The organism is Chloroflexaceae bacterium (assembly GCA_025057155.1).
GTDB lineage: Bacteria > Chloroflexota > Chloroflexia > Chloroflexales > Chloroflexaceae > JACAEO01.
This window is the reverse complement of the sequence record JANWYD010000131.1, coordinates 1-592: the sequence shown is the minus strand read 5'-3', so window position 1 is coordinate 592 and position 592 is coordinate 1. Positions and strand designations below refer to the sequence as shown.

General features: G+C 62.7%; 1 protein-coding gene. It reads right to left on the bottom strand.

Going from position 1 to position 592, the window contains the following annotated elements:
* Positions 1-62: 62 nt before the first annotated feature.
* Positions 63-592 (bottom strand): hypothetical protein (locus NZU74_20640; GenBank protein ID MCS6883734.1); only part of this gene is annotated, 530 nt, incomplete at its 5' end.

Genomic DNA, 592 nt, shown 5'->3' with positions numbered 1-592 from the left:
GATCACGTCGCACCTGCGCAACCCGCGCGTTCAGGATCAAGCGTGACAAGTAGATCGCCATGTCATCCCTCCAGCGTGAGCGTGCTGATGGCGGGCGAACTGGTCGTCAGCGGAATCCAGATTTCGCGGACATAGCGCAGTCGAAAGATCCGTCGCCCCGGGACGCCGATATTGTCGTACTGACGGATGCCGTCGCCGGGGACGGTCTCGATCAACGCGCGCAGCGCAGCGGGGCGTTGCCGTTCCCATGCCTGCACGACGCGCGGCGAGAACGTCCGATCCGAGAGTGCGGCTTCCAGATGGTCGAACTGTCCTGTGCCGTCGTAGATCGGCGCGGATGGAACGCATGCCTTGCGTCCGAGAAAGGGCGGCCACACGGGATGTTGCACGGCATACGCCAGCTTGTCGATCAGGCGGTCGGGGCCTTGCAGCGCCACACGAAACGAGGCGTCGGCGAGGTAGAAGCGTTCGGACACATCGGTTTCCGGTTCTCCAGTGGTTCGATTGATCTTGACCTTGATGCGCCCCCCTTTGTTGACTTCAGCCGAGAGGACGCCGCCGATGTACGGTTCGTCGTGATAGCGCGACATAC